Source organism: Sulfitobacter pontiacus, assembly GCF_040790665.1.
Classification (GTDB): Bacteria; Pseudomonadota; Alphaproteobacteria; order Rhodobacterales; family Rhodobacteraceae; genus Sulfitobacter; species Sulfitobacter pontiacus.
The window spans coordinates 1,018,928-1,034,905 of sequence record NZ_CP160849.1; the positions used below are offsets into that span (position 1 = coordinate 1,018,928).

The 15,978-nt window shown below is 61.9% G+C and carries 18 protein-coding genes; 12 read left to right on the forward strand and 6 right to left on the reverse strand.

The window, feature by feature from the left end; all coding sequences use genetic code 11:
* The first annotated feature begins 59 nt into the window (after nucleotides 1-59).
* The 3 genes from AB1495_RS05060 to AB1495_RS05070 all read left to right on the forward strand — a co-directional run bounded on the left by AB1495_RS05060 (nucleotide 60) and on the right by AB1495_RS05070 (nucleotide 2,693).
* Nucleotides 60-437 (forward strand): hypothetical protein, encoded by a 378-nt coding sequence (locus AB1495_RS05060; RefSeq protein WP_005850435.1) that lies wholly within the window; start codon nucleotides 60-62, stop codon nucleotides 435-437.
* A gap of 67 nt (nucleotides 438-504) precedes the next feature.
* Nucleotides 505-1,887, forward strand: a complete 1,383-nt coding sequence (locus AB1495_RS05065; RefSeq protein WP_074636454.1) for a M17 family metallopeptidase — start codon at nucleotides 505-507, stop codon at nucleotides 1,885-1,887.
* Nucleotides 1,884-2,693, forward strand: a complete 810-nt coding sequence (locus AB1495_RS05070) for a C40 family peptidase (protein WP_074636455.1) — start codon at nucleotides 1,884-1,886, stop codon at nucleotides 2,691-2,693. The genes AB1495_RS05065 and AB1495_RS05070 overlap by 4 nt, the downstream gene beginning before the upstream one ends.
* A 31-nt stretch (nucleotides 2,694-2,724) precedes the next feature.
* Here AB1495_RS05070 and AB1495_RS05075 read toward each other — a convergent pair whose 3' ends face one another.
* Entirely contained in the window at nucleotides 2,725-3,075 is a 351-nt protein-coding gene (locus AB1495_RS05075) for a DUF2794 domain-containing protein (protein WP_037953992.1), read from the reverse strand.
* 113 nt (nucleotides 3,076-3,188) lie between these two features.
* Here AB1495_RS05075 and paaI point away from each other — a divergent pair, with 113 nt between their 5' ends.
* Nucleotides 3,189-3,626 (forward strand): hydroxyphenylacetyl-CoA thioesterase PaaI, encoded by a 438-nt coding sequence (gene paaI / locus AB1495_RS05080; RefSeq protein WP_074636457.1) that lies wholly within the window; start codon nucleotides 3,189-3,191, stop codon nucleotides 3,624-3,626.
* A complete protein-coding gene (paaK, locus tag AB1495_RS05085; RefSeq protein ID WP_074636459.1) occupies nucleotides 3,623-4,933 on the forward strand; it encodes a phenylacetate--CoA ligase PaaK in 1,311 nt (436 codons plus the stop codon). Before paaI ends, paaK begins: the two co-directional genes overlap by 4 nt.
* On the opposite strand, the gene AB1495_RS05090 is transcribed toward paaK, so the two are convergent.
* A complete protein-coding gene (locus AB1495_RS05090; RefSeq protein WP_074636461.1) occupies nucleotides 4,930-5,547 on the reverse strand; it encodes a TetR/AcrR family transcriptional regulator in 618 nt (205 codons plus the stop codon). The genes paaK and AB1495_RS05090 overlap by 4 nt on opposite strands.
* Nucleotides 5,548-5,696: 149 nt before the next feature.
* On the opposite strand from AB1495_RS05090, the gene AB1495_RS05095 reads away from it, so the two are divergent.
* From AB1495_RS05095 to AB1495_RS05120, 6 genes are all read left to right on the forward strand, one after another.
* Nucleotides 5,697-6,626, forward strand: coding sequence for an AEC family transporter (locus AB1495_RS05095; protein WP_074636463.1), 930 nt, complete (start codon nucleotides 5,697-5,699; stop codon nucleotides 6,624-6,626).
* A gap of 101 nt (nucleotides 6,627-6,727) precedes the next feature.
* Complete coding sequence (gene fghA, locus AB1495_RS05100) at nucleotides 6,728-7,561, forward strand: S-formylglutathione hydrolase (RefSeq protein WP_074636465.1); 834 nt, start codon at nucleotides 6,728-6,730, stop codon at nucleotides 7,559-7,561.
* Nucleotides 7,562-7,570: 9 nt separating this feature from the next.
* Nucleotides 7,571-8,020 (forward strand): YaiI/YqxD family protein, encoded by a 450-nt coding sequence (locus AB1495_RS05105; protein WP_005850449.1) that lies wholly within the window; start codon nucleotides 7,571-7,573, stop codon nucleotides 8,018-8,020.
* A 49-nt stretch (nucleotides 8,021-8,069) separates the two neighbouring features.
* Nucleotides 8,070-8,690, forward strand: coding sequence for an HAD family phosphatase (locus tag AB1495_RS05110; protein WP_074636466.1), 621 nt, complete (start codon nucleotides 8,070-8,072; stop codon nucleotides 8,688-8,690).
* Nucleotides 8,687-9,607: an ornithine cyclodeaminase family protein gene (locus tag AB1495_RS05115; RefSeq protein WP_074636468.1), complete on the forward strand. Its 921-nt coding sequence runs from the start codon at nucleotides 8,687-8,689 to the stop codon at nucleotides 9,605-9,607. The genes AB1495_RS05110 and AB1495_RS05115 overlap by 4 nt, the downstream gene beginning before the upstream one ends.
* The gene (locus AB1495_RS05120; RefSeq protein ID WP_074636750.1) at nucleotides 9,604-10,539 is read left to right on the forward strand and encodes an alpha/beta fold hydrolase; all 936 of its coding nucleotides are present in this window, start codon (nucleotides 9,604-9,606) and stop codon (nucleotides 10,537-10,539) included. The genes AB1495_RS05115 and AB1495_RS05120 overlap by 4 nt, the downstream gene beginning before the upstream one ends.
* Here the strand turns inward: AB1495_RS05120 and AB1495_RS05125 are convergent.
* The gene (locus AB1495_RS05125) at nucleotides 10,536-11,777 is read right to left on the reverse strand and encodes an MFS transporter (protein WP_074636752.1); all 1,242 of its coding nucleotides are present in this window, start codon (nucleotides 11,775-11,777) and stop codon (nucleotides 10,536-10,538) included. The two genes, AB1495_RS05120 and AB1495_RS05125, sit on opposite strands and share 4 nt — an antisense overlap.
* Before the next feature lie 124 nt (nucleotides 11,778-11,901).
* Here AB1495_RS05125 and zapE point away from each other — a divergent pair, with 124 nt between their 5' ends.
* Nucleotides 11,902-12,960 (forward strand): cell division protein ZapE, encoded by a 1,059-nt coding sequence (gene zapE, locus AB1495_RS05130; RefSeq protein WP_074636470.1) that lies wholly within the window; start codon nucleotides 11,902-11,904, stop codon nucleotides 12,958-12,960.
* Here zapE and AB1495_RS05135 read toward each other — a convergent pair.
* The 3 genes from AB1495_RS05135 to accD all read right to left on the reverse strand — a co-directional run bounded on the left by AB1495_RS05135 (nucleotide 12,957) and on the right by accD (nucleotide 15,932).
* The gene (locus AB1495_RS05135) at nucleotides 12,957-13,598 is read right to left on the reverse strand and encodes a hypothetical protein (RefSeq protein WP_074636472.1); all 642 of its coding nucleotides are present in this window, start codon (nucleotides 13,596-13,598) and stop codon (nucleotides 12,957-12,959) included. The genes zapE and AB1495_RS05135 overlap by 4 nt on opposite strands.
* Nucleotides 13,599-13,695: 97 nt before the next feature.
* The gene (locus AB1495_RS05140; RefSeq protein WP_074636474.1) at nucleotides 13,696-14,970 is read right to left on the reverse strand and encodes a folylpolyglutamate synthase/dihydrofolate synthase family protein; all 1,275 of its coding nucleotides are present in this window, start codon (nucleotides 14,968-14,970) and stop codon (nucleotides 13,696-13,698) included.
* Nucleotides 14,967-15,932, reverse strand: coding sequence for an acetyl-CoA carboxylase, carboxyltransferase subunit beta (accD, locus tag AB1495_RS05145; protein ID WP_074636477.1), 966 nt, complete (start codon nucleotides 15,930-15,932; stop codon nucleotides 14,967-14,969). The genes AB1495_RS05140 and accD overlap by 4 nt, the downstream gene beginning before the upstream one ends.
* Nucleotides 15,933-15,978 lie beyond the last annotated feature (46 nt).

Below are 15,978 nucleotides of genomic sequence, written 5' to 3' on the forward strand. Positions count from 1 at the left end.
CATCAATTGGCCGACATAGTGCAGATGCGCTGTGGGGGCGTAATGATGAGGTGACTCTAATGTATGTATTGCAAATGCGGCCAGTCGAACAAGTCCGCGTAGATCAGGAACGTCTGGGTATCCTGTATGACCAACTGGGTGAATCAGGGGCCGAGGATGTCGTCTGTCGCGCGATGGAGGAATTGGCCCTGCGCATGTCCCACTGCGACCGTCTGTATCAGGCATCCAACTGGCTTGAGCTGCGTAAAAACTGCCGGTCGCTGATTGCGATTGCCGAACAGGTCGGGCTGCAAAAGCTGGCAAACGTCGCGGGGGATGTGATCTGCGCGATTGACCAGAACAGTCACGTCGCGATCGGGGCGACGCTCACGCGGCTGATCCGCATCGGCGAACGGTCGCTGACCGCGATCTGGGACACACAGGATGTGACCCTTTGACGGGCTTGCAGCGCCACAGGATACGTCTAGGCTGCGCGCGACTATCACGCACGAAAGGCCCAGCCCTATGTCCGCTCTCTTCGCCGATCCCTCCGCCGCTGCGATCCCGCTGCATCTGATTACCTCCGATGCCCTGCCTGACTGGCTTGAGGGGCAATCCGATGCCACACGCACTTGGGTCGCGGCACAGGGGTTTACGGGCGCGTTGGGGCAGGCGTTGACGCTGCCGGGCGAAGATGGCGCGCTGCGCATGGCTCTGGCGGGATACGGCACGGCCAGCGCCCGCAAACGGGGGCGCTTCCATCTGGCAGGTGCCGCGGCAAAGCTGCCCAAGGGCGACTATGACCTGTACGCCGACCTGCCCGCGGCAGAGCGCGCGGTGGAGGCTCTGGGGTGGCTGCTCGCGTCCTATCGGTTTGACCGCTATGCCTCGCAATCTCCGATGGCCGCCCGCCTTGTTGCCCCCGCTGGGATCGACGCCGATCACATCCGCGCCCTCGCCGAAGGGGAAATGCTGACCCGCGACCTGATCAACACGCCCGCCTCGGATATGGGCCCGCCCGATCTGGAAGCCGCAGCACGTAAACTGGCAGATCAACACGGGGCGCGGATCTCTGTCATCACGGGCGACGATCTGTTGGCACAGAACCTGCCGCTGATCCATACCGTCGGCCGCGCCGCCGACCGCGCGCCCCGGCTGATCGACCTGACCTGGGGCAAAACCGGGAAAAAGCTGACCCTGGTGGGCAAAGGCGTGTGTTTTGACACCGGTGGGCTGAACCTGAAACCCGGCGCGTCGATGGGCTTGATGAAAAAGGACATGGGTGGCGCGGCGGCGGTGCTGGGTCTGGCGCATATGATCATGGCCACGGGGATGGACCTGCAACTGCGCGTGCTGATCCCCGCGGTTGAAAACGCGGTCTCCGGCAATGCTTTCCGCCCCCAAGACATCCTGACCTCGCGCAAGGGCCTCACGGTCGAGATCAACAATACCGATGCCGAAGGCCGGTTGGTGCTGGCCGATGCGCTGGCTCTGGCGGACGAGGACAAACCCGATCAGATTATCTCTATGGCGACGCTGACCGGTGCCGCACGGGTCGCCGTGGGCCCCGATCTTGCCCCCTATTTCAGCGACGATCCCGATTTCGTCGCCGCGTTGGAATCCGCTGCCACCACCCACGCCGACCCCGTCTGGCGCATGCCCTTCCACACGCCCTACGAGCCGCTGATCGAACCCGGTATCGCCGATCTGGATAATGCCCCCTCGGGCGGGTTCGCGGGCTGTATCACCGCCGCGCTGTTTCTGCGCCGTTTCGTCACCGACAGCCCCTATGCGCATTTCGACATCTACGGCTGGCAACCAAGCGCCGCCCCTGCCCGCGCCAAAGGCGGCGTGGGTCAGGCCACACGCGCGCTGCATGCCAGCCTCGGGGCGATCTTGTCAAAATGACCGACCGACGCCTGCATCCCGACCCCAAGCGGATCACCGAAAAGACAGCGGCGCAGATCACCCTACCGGTCGTTGATCTGAACCGCAGCCCCGACGGCCCCCGCGACCGGCAAGCGCTCTTGGGTGAGGCGCTGACCGTGCTGGATCGCACCGATGGCACCGCCTATGTGCAACTGACCAAGGACAACTACTGCGGTTACATATCCGAAACCGCCATCGGCCCTGCGGTCCCCCCGACTCACGTCGTCACCGCACCCGCCACCCACGCCTATACGCGTGCCGATCTGAAATCACCGGATGTCAGCAGCCTCAGCTTTGGCAGCCGCGTTATGGTGACGGGAACGGAAGGCCGATTTGCCCAGACCTCGCTTGGCCATATCCCGACCCAACACCTCGCCCCGCTGCCGCACGCTTTCCCGGACCCCGCCGCCGTGGCAGAGCTGTTTCTCGGCACGCCCTACCTCTGGGGCGGGAACAGCCGCTGGGGGATCGATTGCTCGGGCCTCGTTCAGGCCGCCTTCCTCGCCTGCGGCATTCCCTGCCCCGGTGACAGCGACCAGCAGCAGACCAGCTTTGCCGACCCCGTGGCAGGTGCAGGCCCCGTCCCGCGCGACATCCGACGCAATGACCTTCTGTTCTGGAAAGGCCATGTGGCGCTGGTCCTCGACCCCGCCACCATGATCCACGCCAATGCGCATCATATGGCCGTCACCCGCGAACCCATCCAGGACGCGCTGACCCGTATCGCCACAACCGACGGCCCGCTGACGGGGCACAAACGGCTAAGCCCTTCCAAATGGCCTTAAATCCATCCGCCCCCTCGTCCGGCGCGACGGTCTAGGTGTCGACGGCGCGGATCATCTTGCGTTCCAGCACGCGCAGCACGGCAGCCAGATCCTGACCGCGGCGCAGCACCTGCCCATTGGCCCCGATCACCGCGTACATCCCCTGCTTTAGCCGCAGCTTGGGGCGTTTCTCGATCCGGTAAAGCGGCATCTCTGCAGTGCGTCTGAAGATTGAAAACACCGCGACCTCGCGCAGCGAAGAGATTCCATAGTCGCGCCATTCCCCCGCCGCGACCATGCGCCCATAGAGCGACAGGATCGGGCCAAGCTCCGTCCGGTGAAAGGAAACCTGTTCGGGCGCGCGTTCATTCTGCGGGTGTGAGGGATGAATATGCACTGTCATGTTTTGACAGTTGCGCCCTTCGCCGCTCAAATCAAGAGAGCCACCGATCAATTCTCTTGAAAGCGTTACATTATCTGTGCAAGCATCCAAATTGTGAAACATAAAGGCCCGCTATGACCCCGCAACTCCGCGCCGAAAAATCCGCCGCTGCCATGTGGTCCACCGATACGGCCAGCCAGTCTTTGGGGATGCGCATCGACCATATCGCCCCCGGCGCGGCGGAGCTGTCGATGGTGGTCACCGCGGCCATGTTGAACGGCCACGGCATCGCCCACGGCGGGTATATCTTCACCCTCGCCGACAGCGCCTTTGCCTTCGCCTGCAACAGCTACAACCAGCTTGCCGTCGCCCAGCAGAACCAGATTTCCTACCTCGCACCGGGGAAGGCTGGCGAACGGCTGCACGCGGCGGCGCGCGAACAATCCAGAACCGGACGCTCCGGCGTCTATGACGTGACAGTCACGGGGGAGGACGGGCGCACCATCGCCTTGTTCCGTGGCCTGTCACGCACCATCAAAGGCCACCATTTCGAGGAGGAAATGACCCCATGAAAGACCTCACGCCTGCCCGATCATCGCTTGACCCGATCGAGCTTGCCAGCCGCGATGAAATCAGCGCCCTGCAACTGGAGCGGCTGAAAAAATCCCTGCACCACGCCTATGCGAATGTGCCTTTCTACCGTCAAAGCTTTGATGCCGCAGGGGTCCACCCCGACGATCTGAACGACCTGAGCGATCTGGCGAAATTCCCCTTCACCGTGAAAACCGACCTGCGCGACAACTACCCCTTCGGCATGTTCGCCGTGCCCCGCGACCAGCTGGCGCGCATTCATGCGTCCTCGGGCACCACCGGCCAGCCGACGGTTGTGGGCTACACCAAGAATGACCTCGCCACTTGGGGCAGCGTCATGGGGCGGTCCTTGCGCGCGGCAGGGCTGAAACCCGGCGACATGCTGCACAACGCCTATGGCTACGGGCTGTTTACCGGAGGGTTGGGGGTGCATCTGGGGGCAGATAGCCTTGGGCTAAGCACCGTACCGATCTCGGGCGGGATGACCCCGCGACAGGTCCGCCTGATCGAGGATTTCAAACCCGACGGCATCACGGTCACACCCTCTTATGCGCTGTCGATCCTGGATGAATACGCCCGTCAAGGCATCGATCCGCGCCAGTCTTCGCTGCAAGTAGGTATCTTCGGGGCCGAACCCTGGACCAATGCCATGCGGCTCGAGATTGAACAGGCGTTTGATATGCACGCTGTCGATATCTACGGCCTGTCCGAGATTATGGGCCCCGGCGTGTCCTGCGAATGTGTCGAAACCAAAGACGGTTTGCACATCTGGGAGGATCATTTCTACCCCGAGGTTATCAACCCCGAAACCGGGCAGCCCGTGGCCGATGGCGAACAGGGGGAGCTGGTCTTTACCTCGCTCACCAAAGAGGCGTTTCCCATCATTCGCTACCGCACCCGCGATCTGACCCGCCTGCTGGCCGGCACCGCCCGCAGCATGCGCCGGATGGAGAAAGTCACCGGCCGCAGCGACGACATGATCATCCTGCGCGGCGTCAACGTCTTCCCCACCCAGATCGAAGAGGCGCTGATGGCCACCCCCGGTCTCGCCCCGCATTTCCAGATCGAGCTCAGCAAGCCCGACCGCATGGATCAGATGCGGGTGCTGTGCGAATGTGTCGACGCCACCGTCGACGATGCCGCCCGGCAAACAGCGGCACAGCAGCTGGCCGCGCAGATCAAGGAAACCGTGGGCATCAGCGTGATGATCGACGTGGGCGATGTGAACACCATCACCCGTTCCGAAGGCAAAGCGGTGCGGATTATCGACAACCGGCCCAAGGGCTAAGCCGCGTAGCGCGCCAGAAATACATCGACCGCGCTGTCTACCACGCGGTCGATCTCTGCCTGAGAAATCCTGTCGATGATACCGAAGGTCAGTCTCAGCCAGACATCCCCCTTGCAGAGCTCTCCGAATTGGTCGGCCGCCAGTAGCGGGTCCTCCATACGCAACTGCCCACGGGCGACGGCGGTCTCGAAATACCCCGCCATCTCGCGCCGCACCACAGCTGGGCCGGAGTTGTAAAATCGCTGGCCAAGCTCGGGGAAGCGGTCACATTCGGCCACGCATAGGCGAAACATCTGGTGACCAAAGGTCGATGTGATGAACCCCAACAGATGTCGACCGGCCAGCCCCAGCACCACACGCGGCGGCGCATCGGTGTCGATACTTTCGAAAGCCTGCCGTGACTGACGGGCACATTCGGTATCGGCGACCTCCATGAACAACAGACGTTTGTCGGGGAAATAGCTGTACAGCGTCGCCTTGGACACGCCGGCGGCACGGGCAATCGCATCAACGCTCGCGCCCTCAAACCCGTCCGCCATAAAGACATCACGCGCCCCCGCAAGAACCTGATCGAATTTACGGCCCTTGCGAACCCTGGTCTGGTCAATGGTCATGAAGGCTCCGGCAGTTTGAAAGGGAGAGTATAAACTGAACCGTTCAGTTCCAAGTCCCAAATGCAGCCGCCCGCCCCAAAGCCTGTGTATTTGCGTCACAGCACTGTTGCCCCGTTGCACGAAGCACAGCCAGCCGCTACCAATTTCACATGCTGGCGATCTTTCTCAAGACACTTCCCTTTTTCGCGCTGATCGGCTTGGGCTATTGGGCCGGGCGCACGCGGTTCTTCACGGCAGAGGCCACGGCCTACCTGACCAAATTCGTCTTCTACTTCGCCCTCTCTGCCATGCTGTTCCGCTTTTCCGCCAACCTGTCCTTGGCCGAGGTCTGGGACAGCCGCCTTGTCGCGGCCTATCTATGGGGCACGGGCTTTGTCTATGGCATCGCAACGCTGGTCGGCTTTCTGCGCCGCCTCGATGTCCCCGCCACCGCGATGGAGGCCCAATGTGCCGTGATCGGCAACACCGGCTTCCTTGGCGTGCCCATGCTGACCCTGCTGCTCGGGGCAGAGGCAATCGGCCCCGTCGTGCTGGCCCTGGCGGTGGATCTGATCGTGTTTTCCAGCCTCATCGTGATCCTGATCACCGGGGCGCGCGATGGTCAGCTGAGCCTGCGCGCCCTGCGCACGATTTCCGTGGGGCTGGCGAAAAACCCGATGATCGTCGCCATGACCCTTGGCTTTATCTGGTCCGGCCTTCAGATCCCGATCCCTGATCCGATGAACGAATTTCTGGCCATCCTCGGCGGGGCCGCGACCCCCGGCGCGCTTTTTGCCATCGGGGCATCGCTGGCGACGAAATCGGCGGAAAAGCTGCATGTTGCCGGCTGGCTGTCATTTTGCAAACTGGTACTGCACCCGTCCTTTGTGGCCTTTGCCGCGCTGTGGCTGTTCAACGTGGACCCGTATAAGGCGGGCGTGATCATCGCCACCGCCGCGCTGCCGGTCGCGGGCAATGTCTATATGCTGGCCCAACATTATAACGTCGGGCCGCAACGGGTGTCTGCCGCAATCCTTGTCTCGACACTGCTCAGCATCCTCAGCGTCAGCCTTGTCATCGCGTGGGTCACCGCGCTTTAGCCTTCACCCTTTCGCAAATACTCAGCCAGCGCAGCGTCCTGCCCTTGCCGCGCAGACCGAGGGCCGATAGCCATAGACCAACCACACACAGGAGACGCCCGATGAAAACGATTTCCGAAAACGCCAGCTTCCGAGGCACCCAAGGCGTCTATTCCCACCGTTCCACCGCCTGTAACTGCGACATGACCTTTGCGCTATTCCTGCCCGAAGAGGCGCAGCAGGGCCCGGTGCCCTTGATGTGGTTCCTGTCGGGGCTGACCTGCACCCATGAAAACGCGATGACCAAAGCGGGGGCGCAGGCATGGGCCGCGGAACACGGGATCGCGGTGGTCTTTCCCGACACCTCCCCCCGCGGTGACGATGTGGCCGACGACGACGCCTATGATCTGGGCAAGGGCGCGGGCTTCTATGTGAACGCCACCCAAGACCCATGGGCACCGCATTTCCAGATGTGGGACTATATCGCCGACGAACTGCCGGCGCTGCTGGGTGAAAACTTCGAGCTGGATATGGACCGGCAGGCGATCTGCGGTCACTCCATGGGTGGCCACGGGGCGCTGACGCTGGCGATGAACCTGCCGGGGCGGTTTACCTCGGTCTCGGCCTTCGCGCCGATTGCACACCCGACCAGCAGCGACTGGGGCCGCAAACAGCTGGCAGCCTATCTGGGCAGTGACGAGACGACCTGGGCCAAACATGACGCGACGCTTTTGATGGCGGAACGCGGCTTTGACGGGCCGATTCTCATTGATCAGGGCACCGATGATCAATTCCTTGATCTGCTGAAACCCGAAGCATTGGCCGAGGCGATGGCGAAAGCCCGCCAGAACGCCACATTGCGAATGCAGCCGGGCTATGATCACAGCTATTTCTTTATCTCGACCTTCATGGAAGACCACATCGCCTTCCACGCCGATGCGCTTTATGCGCGATAGGGCGCGGCGATGACGGTGCTTTATATCGACGCGGACGCCTGCCCCGTGAAGGCAGAGGCGGAACGCGTCGCCACCCGCCACAAGGTGCGGATGTTTGTGGTGTCCAACGGCGGGCTGCGCCCCTCGCAGAACCCGCTGGTCGAAACCGTGATTGTCCCCGATGGCCCCGACATCGCCGACATCTGGATCGCCGAACGCTGCGGCCCCGGTGACGTCGTGGTGACCGGCGACATTCCCCTTGCCGCCCGCTGTGTCGAAGCCGGCGCGCGGGTGCTGAAACACAACGGCGAAGCGCTGACCGCAGCCAATATCGGCAATGTGCTGGCGACGCGTGATTTGATGGCCGACCTGCGTGCCGCGGACCCGTTTCGCCAGGGCGGCGGCAAAGGGTTTACAAAGGCCGACCGCTCCCGTTTTCTGGACGCGCTAGAACGCGAGCTTCGCGCGGCACAACGATAGGGCAAGGGCGGCGCAGGTGCCCCCGCCGACCCGGCAAAAGGAAGAGCACATGAAACCAGCGGCAGTCGTCTTTGACATCGGGAATGTGCTGATCGAATGGCAGCCCGAACGGTTCTATGACTCCGTAATCGGAGAGGACCGCCGCCGCGCCATGTTCGCCGAGGTAGACCTGCACGGCATGAACGACCTTGTCGATAGCGGCCAGCATTTCACCGACACGGTCTATGCCGCCGCAGAGGCCAACCCCGCCTGGCGCGATGAGATCCGCATGTGGCATGATCGCTGGATCGAAATGGCCGCCCCCGTGATCCCCCGCTCTCTCAGGCTGAAAGAGGCGCTGCAGGCCAAGGGCGTGCCGGTGTTTTCGCTGACCAATTTCGGCATCCAATCCTATGATCATGCGGCAGAACACTACCCTTTCCTGCGCGCCTTTGACCGCGATTTCATCTCGGGTCATATGGGTATGATCAAACCCGACCCCGCGATCTATGCAGCACTCGAGGAAGGATCGGGCCTGTCCGGCGACGCGCTTTTGTTCACCGACGACCGTATCGACAATATCAGCGCCGCCAACGCCCGCGGCTGGCAGACCCATCATTTCACCGGGCCGGACGGTTGGGCTGACAGGCTCGTCGCTGCGGGGCTGCTGACCGAAGCAGAGGCCGCATGACCCAGTTCGACATCATCCCCTTCGACGCCGGCGACGCCCTGCTGGACTGGATCGGCCTGACCGACGCACTGGCCCAGGGGCACAACCTGCCGCGCGCCGAAATCGCGGATACGTTTTTGTATCGGGGCAAGGATACCTTGCTGAACCGCGCCGCATGGATCGACGGGTTGGGTTTGGCGGTGAAATCCGCCACCATCTTTCCCGACAACCCCGCCAAAGGGGCACCGATGGTGAACGGCGGCGTGTCGCTTTACGCAGATAATCACGGCGCGCTCGAGGCTTTGGTAGATTTTCACCTTGTGACCAAATGGAAAACCGCCGGTGACAGCCTGCTCGCCGCGCGCAGGCTTGCCCGCCCCGACAGCCGCAAAATCCTGATCGTCGGCGCGGGCACCCAAGGGCGCGGGCTGCACGCTGCCTACCGGGCGGCGTTTCCCGATGCCGAATTCACGGTGTGGAACCGATCCGCCCCCAATGCTCAGGCGATGGCACGTGATATCAAAGGGCTGCGCGTTGCCGATGATCTTGAGGCCGCGGTGCGCAACGCGGACATCATCACCAGCGCCACCATGTCGACCGAACCGCTGATCAAGGGCGCGTGGCTGCAACCCGGCCAGCACCTTGACCTGATCGGTGCCTACCGCCCCGACATGCGCGAGGTGGATGATACGGCGCTGACCCGCGCCCGGGTCTTTGTCGACAGCCTCGACACCACGGTTGATCATATCGGAGAGCTGAAGATCCCGATCGCCCAAGGTGTGCTGAGCGCAAGTGACATCGTCGCGGATTACTATGATCTCGGTGCGTTCACCCGCCAGTCAGAGGATGAGATCACCCTGTTCAAAAACGGCGGCGGCGCGCATCTGGACCTGATGACCAGCCGCTATATCCTTGACCGGTGGCGCGCGCGCAGATGATCTGGTTTCTTCTCATTGCGGCTCTGATCATCGCAATCCCGCTTGTGATCGAACGCAACCGTGCCGAAATGGAGGACGCGGACCGCGGCAGCGCCCTTGGCCAATTCGCAGAGCTGCCCGACGGGGTTACCCATTACGCGTGGACCGGCCCCGCCCAAGGCCCTGTTGTCGTTTGCATCCACGGGTTGACCACCCCCAGCATCGTCTGGCGCGCGGTGGCACGTGGGTTGGCGTCGATGGGGTACCGGACTCTCACCTACGACCTTTACGGGCGCGGGTATTCCGACCGCCCCTCCGGCCCGCAAGATCGCCAGTTCTTTATCAAACAGCTGCAAGACCTGCTGGAAGATCAGGATGTCACCGGCAGCTTTACCCTGCTGGGGTATTCCATGGGCGGCTCTATCGCGACGTGCTTTGCCGCCGCTTTCCCCGAACGTGTCGAACGGCTGATCCTGCTGGCGCCCGCAGGGATGGGGCTGGTGCCGAACAAGCTGGTCGACTTTATGGCCAAAACCCCGCTGGTCGGCGATTGGCTGATGCTGGCGCTGTTCCCGCCGACCTTCCGGCGCGGCATCAGGGCTGAACGGGACATCCCCGTACAGGTCCGCCACATCCACGACCATCAGGCCGAACAGCTGGACTATAAGCACTATGTTCCTGCGGTGCTGGCCAGCCGTCGCGGTATTCTGGCGGATGTGCTTCGGGATGAACACCGCGCGATCCGGACGCATGATATCCCTGTGCTGGCGCTTTGGGGGCAGGATGATCAGGTGATCCCCGCGTCAGCCATCGGCAGCCTTGCCGAATGGAACCGCGCCGCCGAACACGAGGTGATCAAAGGCGCGGGCCACGGCCTACCCTATACCCATGCGCCCCAGATCATTGCAGCGATCAAGGCACATATCGACACGGCGGATAAGGCGACAGATTAACTCGTCACCAGCCCGGGCAACCGCTTCTCGCGGATGGGCAAATGGATCAGCGCGCTAAACGCGCCCACGGCCACACCGATCCACCACACGGCGGTGTAATCGCCGTAAGCGTCATGCATCCGCCCGCCCAGCCAGACCCCCATAAAGCTGCCCAACTGATGGCTGAAAAACACGATCCCATAAAGCGTGCCCATATAGCGCAGCCCATAGATATGCGCGACCAGCCCGCTGGTCAGCGGCACCGTCGCCAACCACAATGCGCCCATCCCGATAGAGAACAGGATGACCGACACCGGCGTGATCGGCAGTAGGATAAACAACGCCGCAATCACGGTACGTCCGGTATAGATCGCAGCCAGCAGGTACTTTTTGGAATAGCGTTTGCCCGCCCACCCCGCCAGCAATGTTCCGGCGATATTGGCCAGACCGATCAGGGAAATCGCCACCGCACCCAGGGCAGAGGTTGTTGTGATCCCGATGTTATGCAGCACGCCACCCGCAAGGATCGGACCGCAAAGTTCGGTCACGAAGGCAGGAAAATGCGCGGTGATAAAGGCCAGCTGATAGCCGCAGGAAAAGAAGCCGATAAAGATGAAGGTAAATGTCGGGTCGCGCAGCGCCTTGCCCAGGATTTGCGACAGGCTTTCCTCCAGCTCGGCCTTGCTGGCCATCGCGGGGGCGCGCATCAACGGCAGCGTCAACAACATCGCCATGATCGCGCCCGCAAAGACAAGGAAGGTCGCCTGCCAGCTGAGGAACCCCAGCAACCATTCCGCCACTGGCGCACCAAAGACCTGACCCGCGCTACCCGCCGCCGTGGCAATGGCCAGCGACATGGACCGGTTCTCGGCCGTTGAGGCGCGGCCCACCACGGCCAAAATCACGCCAAAGCCCGTTCCCGCGATCCCGAAACCCACCAACCACGCATAGGTTTGGTGTTCAATCGGTGACACCGAATTGGCCGACAGCACCAGACCCACGGCATAGACCACGGACCCGATGATAATGGCGCGGCGGTCTCCGATCTTCTCGGCCATCGCGCCAAAAATCGGCTGGCCGATGCCCCAGGCGAGGTTCTGGATCGCGATCGCCAGTGAGAATTCGGAGCGGAGCCAGCCGAACTCTTCCGCGATGGGGATCTGAAAAACGCCAAAAGAGGCACGCACGGCAAAGCTCACCATGATGATCAGACACCCGACGATCAGCACCGGTGTGAAGATTGACGTATTTTTTTCCATGATGACCCCCGAAGCACGTGCCGCCACCGTAGCTTTGAAACCGGGGCCGTCAATTTCAAAACTGCGCGCATATCGGCCTGCGGGGGTTCTTCCCAAAGCCTGTGGCACATTGTAAGCCAAAGGCATGACTGATTTACGCACCATTTACGATAACCGCGTTGCCGACGGCAGCCTGTCGCCGGACCCCGCGCAAGAGGCCGTGCTACCAGAGCTTGACCGCATTCGCAGCGCCTTGATGGCCCCGCAGAAAAAGGGCTTTTTCAAGCGCGCGCCCGAGCCACCGCAGGGTCTGTATCTTTGGGGTGGTGTGGGTCGCGGCAAGTCGATGCTGATGGATATGTTCGCGGCAAATATGGGCGATGTGCCAACGCGGCGGGTGCATTTCCACGCGTTCATGCAGGAAATTCACAGCGCGATGCATGAGGCGCGGAAAACAGGCGTCGACGATGCGATTGCGCCAGTCGCAGCCGAGGTCGCAAATAGCGTGAAGCTGCTGGCCTTTGACGAGATGCAGATCACCGACATCACCGACGCCATGATCGTTGGCCGGCTGTTTGAAGCGCTTTTTGCGGCTGGTGTGGTGGTGGTGACAACGTCGAACCGGATACCGGATGATCTGTATAAAGACGGTCTGAACCGCCAGATATTCCTGCCCTTCATCGAATTGATCAAAGAGAAGATGAAGGTGATGGAGCTTGCTAGCCCGCGCGACTACCGACAGGACCGGTTGGCGGGTACGAAATCCTATTTCACCCCCGTCAACCCAGAGAGCCGTGCCGCGATGAATGCCGTCTGGGATGATCTGGCTGGCGGCCCGGGGGAGGAGCTGATCCTGCGGGTGAAGGGGCGCGATGTTGTCGTGCCGGAGTTTCGCAACGGTGTCGCCCGCGCCAAGTTCCACGCGCTATGTGGTCGGCCCCTAGGGGCGGCAGATTATTTGACATTGGCAGAGGCCGTGCGCGTGTTGATGCTGGACGATATCCCCAGTCTTGGCCGGTCAAACTTCAATGAAGCCAAACGCTTTGTGACCCTGATTGACGCGTTATACGAGGCTAAGGTGAGGCTGATCTGCTCGGCCGCGGCCGAACCCGAAATGCTATATCTGGAGGGGGAAGGCACCTTCGAGTTCGAGCGTACGGCATCGCGTTTGCGCGAAATGCAGGGGGAAGGCTGGGGCGCTTAATTGCGCCGCCGCCCCGGGGTGTACCCATCCCGCTGTAGATCGACTGCAGCCAGATAGAGTGGCGCGGCCTGATTGTGGTAAAAGGCGACGGATTGGCGGATCTGCTGCCCGTCGCGAGCATGATCTTGATCGCCGTCAGTCTGGCGCGCGGCCAAAGCCTTGCGTTCAGCGACAACAACCGCCGTCAGCAAACCTGCCGTATCCAGCGCACCAGAGGCTGTCGTAAGCGCCGGTGGTACCTTGAAGTCGCCTTTGGCCGCCGCGCTGTTCAGCAAAGTATCAATATAGCTGTCCGACCGTTCCGTGCTAATCGCCCAGATCAGGTAGGATTCAAGCACTTGGCCGCGTTTGCTATCATCGAACGATTGGACGATCGCGCTGACTGCATCGCCCACGTCAAAGGAAGCGTCCTTGTGCATCTTGTTGAGCAGCGTCGCAGGCGACAGCGGCACAAAGGCTGGCCCACCGGAGGCCAGATACGCCACCTGTCCATTAGCATAGCCCTGCGCGGCGTCGTGGCCCCCGGAAGATCGCCAGTGATCGACGATAAAGGTCACACCGACAAAGATCGTGAGCAGACGGAGATGGCCGAACACCATCCTGCGCAGCGCAAGGAAATTCTGATACGTATTGGTCATTGCATTGGTCCCCCCAAAGGCAAAAATGTTACCCTCGGACCTTAGGACGCAAATTCCCTACAAATCGTAAATATAGCCAATTCTAATTGTTAAAAGGCTATCCGTTTTCCCGCAAAATTGCGCCTGCCAGATAGAGCGAACCGCAGATCAATACCCGCGCGTGGGGCACCTTCGCGACAATGGCTGCAAGGGCTTCGGCGACGCCAGGTGCCTCTTGCGCGGTCAGGCCGACGTCGATCGCTGCGCGCGCGGTTTCGGTGGCCGGCAACGTCGCTGCTTCACCCGGGATCGAGACGGCGAACAATTGTTCTGCATGACCGGCCAGAGGGCGCAGATAGCCGCCGATATCCTTGGTATTCAACATGCCACAGATCAGGAATGTGGGGCGGGCGGGCATCTCTTCTAGCACCGCCGCGATGGCGTCGCCCGCAGCAGGGTTATGCCCGCCGTCCAGCCATAATTCGGCCTGCGGCGCTGCGTCAATCAGCGGTCCGTGACGCAGACGTTGCATTCGGGCGGGCCATTCGGCGCGGGTCACAGCGGCCTCGCACGCTTGCGCGGAGGCCCCCAATTGCCGCAATGCCGCCAAAGCCGCACCGGCATTGGAAATCTGGTGCATTCCCAACAGGTTAGGCTTGGGCACGTCCAGCAGCCCCGTGTCATCCTGATAGACCATGCGTCCCGCTTCGGGGGCCACATGCCACTGCTGACCATAGGCAAAAACGGGGGCGTGGTGGCGTGCCGCCTGCGTCTCTATCACCTCGAGCGCGGCATCTTGTTGCGGGCCGACGATACAGGGAACGCGGCGTTTGATGATGCCGGCTTTTTCACCCGCAATCTCTGTCAGGGTCGTACCCAGAAACTGTTGGTGATCAATCGACACCGGCGTGATGACGGTCAATGCGGGCTGGTCGATCACATTGGTCGCGTCCAGACGCCCGCCAAGGCCGACCTCAAGCAGGGTATAATCCGCCGGAGTACGGGCAAAGGCCAGTAGCGCGGCGCAGGTTGTGATCTCGAAATAAGTGATGCTCTCGCCGTTGTTGGCGGCGTAACATTCATCCAGCATCTCGGTCAGCGCGGCTTCGGAAATTAGCTCTCCGGCAAGGCGGATGCGTTCGTGAAAGCGCGCCAGATGGGGCGAGGTATAGGCGTGGACGCGGTGGCCATCCGCCTCGAGCCCCGCACGGATCATCGCCTGTGTCGACCCTTTACCATTGGTGCCGGCAATATGGATCACAGGGGGAAGGTCGTTCTGGGGGTTGCCCAAAGCGTCCAGCAGCCGCCACATGCGATCCAGCGTCAGGTCGATAATCTTGGGATGCAGCGCCATCATACGCGCCAGCACTGCATCCGATGTGTTCTGCGTCATTTCGCCTTGGGTTCCGCCGCTTCGGCTTTGGGGGTCGCATCGGGTTCTGGCGTCAGCGCATGGGCAATATCGCCGCCTTCGGTCGGCGCAGGCAGATCGCCGCGCACCGCGGGGGGCAGTTTCATCAGCATCCGCGTGATGTCGATCAACTCATCCCGCATCTGGGTGCGCGGAGTCACGCGGTCCAGCATGCCGTGGTCCAGCAGATATTCGGCGCGCTGGAAGCCTTCGGGCAGCTTTTCGCGAATGGTCTGTTCAATCACACGTGGGCCGGCAAAGCAGATCAGCGCATTGGGTTCCGCAATCTGGACATCCCCCAACATCGCATAGCTCGCCGTGACACCACCGGTCGTGGGGTGGGTCAGAACGACGATATAGGGCAGCCCCGCTTCTTTCAGCATCTGCACGGCGATGGTGGTGCGCGGCATCTGCATCAGGCTCAGGATGCCTTCTTGCATACGCGCGCCACCGGCGGCGGAGAAGAGCACCAGCGGGCATTTCAGCTTAACCGCTTTTTCAGCCGCGGCGATGATGGCATTGCCGACATACATGCCCATGGACCCGGCCATAAACGAGAAGTCCTGACCTGCCGCGACGATCGGCGTGCGGCCGATTTCACCGGTGGCGACCAGCATCGCTTCGGCTTCGCCCGTTTGTTTCTGGGCGGCCTTCAGACGGTCGGGGTATTTCTTCTGATCGCGAAAATGCAAAGGGTCCGGCGTCGGCGCGGGGACTTTGACATCGGTAAAGATGCCGCCGTCGAACAGCGCCTTGAAGCGTTCACGCGGGGTAATCGCCATGTGGTGACCACAGCTGGTGCAGACGTTCAGGTTGTCCGACACCTCGCGGTGGAACAGCATGGTGCCGCATTCTTCGCATTTCGTCCACAGATTGTCCGGCGTCTCGCGACGCGAGAAGATGGAGTTAATCCGAGGACGGACGTAGTTGTTGATCCAGTTCATGGTGAACCTTTGCTTCCAGTTTCGCCTTCCAAATAAGCTGACGCGC

What these genes read in the sequence shown, in the direction of transcription:
- AB1495_RS05140 (WP_074636474.1), bottom strand. Translation starts at nt 14,970, where the DNA reads ATGACGCAGAACACATCGGATGCAGTGCTGGCGCGTATGATGGCGCTG.
- AB1495_RS05110 (WP_074636466.1), top strand. Translation starts at nt 8,070, where the DNA reads ATGAAACCAGCGGCAGTCGTCTTTGACATCGGGAATGTGCTGATCGAA.
- zapE (WP_074636470.1), top strand. Translation starts at nt 11,902, where the DNA reads ATGACTGATTTACGCACCATTTACGATAACCGCGTTGCCGACGGCAGC.
- AB1495_RS05115 (WP_074636468.1), top strand. Translation starts at nt 8,687, where the DNA reads ATGACCCAGTTCGACATCATCCCCTTCGACGCCGGCGACGCCCTGCTG.
- AB1495_RS05105 (WP_005850449.1), top strand. Translation starts at nt 7,571, where the DNA reads ATGACGGTGCTTTATATCGACGCGGACGCCTGCCCCGTGAAGGCAGAG.
- AB1495_RS05075 (WP_037953992.1), bottom strand. Translation starts at nt 3,075, where the DNA reads ATGACAGTGCATATTCATCCCTCACACCCGCAGAATGAACGCGCGCCC.
- accD (WP_074636477.1), bottom strand. Translation starts at nt 15,932, where the DNA reads ATGAACTGGATCAACAACTACGTCCGTCCTCGGATTAACTCCATCTTC.
- AB1495_RS05060 (WP_005850435.1), top strand. Translation starts at nt 60, where the DNA reads ATGTATGTATTGCAAATGCGGCCAGTCGAACAAGTCCGCGTAGATCAG.
- AB1495_RS05065 (WP_074636454.1), top strand. Translation starts at nt 505, where the DNA reads ATGTCCGCTCTCTTCGCCGATCCCTCCGCCGCTGCGATCCCGCTGCAT.
- AB1495_RS05120 (WP_074636750.1), top strand. Translation starts at nt 9,604, where the DNA reads ATGATCTGGTTTCTTCTCATTGCGGCTCTGATCATCGCAATCCCGCTT.
- AB1495_RS05135 (WP_074636472.1), bottom strand. Translation starts at nt 13,598, where the DNA reads ATGACCAATACGTATCAGAATTTCCTTGCGCTGCGCAGGATGGTGTTC.
- paaI (WP_074636457.1), top strand. Translation starts at nt 3,189, where the DNA reads ATGACCCCGCAACTCCGCGCCGAAAAATCCGCCGCTGCCATGTGGTCC.
- fghA (WP_074636465.1), top strand. Translation starts at nt 6,728, where the DNA reads ATGAAAACGATTTCCGAAAACGCCAGCTTCCGAGGCACCCAAGGCGTC.
- AB1495_RS05095 (WP_074636463.1), top strand. Translation starts at nt 5,697, where the DNA reads ATGCTGGCGATCTTTCTCAAGACACTTCCCTTTTTCGCGCTGATCGGC.
- paaK (WP_074636459.1), top strand. Translation starts at nt 3,623, where the DNA reads ATGAAAGACCTCACGCCTGCCCGATCATCGCTTGACCCGATCGAGCTT.
- AB1495_RS05090 (WP_074636461.1), bottom strand. Translation starts at nt 5,547, where the DNA reads ATGACCATTGACCAGACCAGGGTTCGCAAGGGCCGTAAATTCGATCAG.
- AB1495_RS05070 (WP_074636455.1), top strand. Translation starts at nt 1,884, where the DNA reads ATGACCGACCGACGCCTGCATCCCGACCCCAAGCGGATCACCGAAAAG.
- AB1495_RS05125 (WP_074636752.1), bottom strand. Translation starts at nt 11,777, where the DNA reads ATGGAAAAAAATACGTCAATCTTCACACCGGTGCTGATCGTCGGGTGT.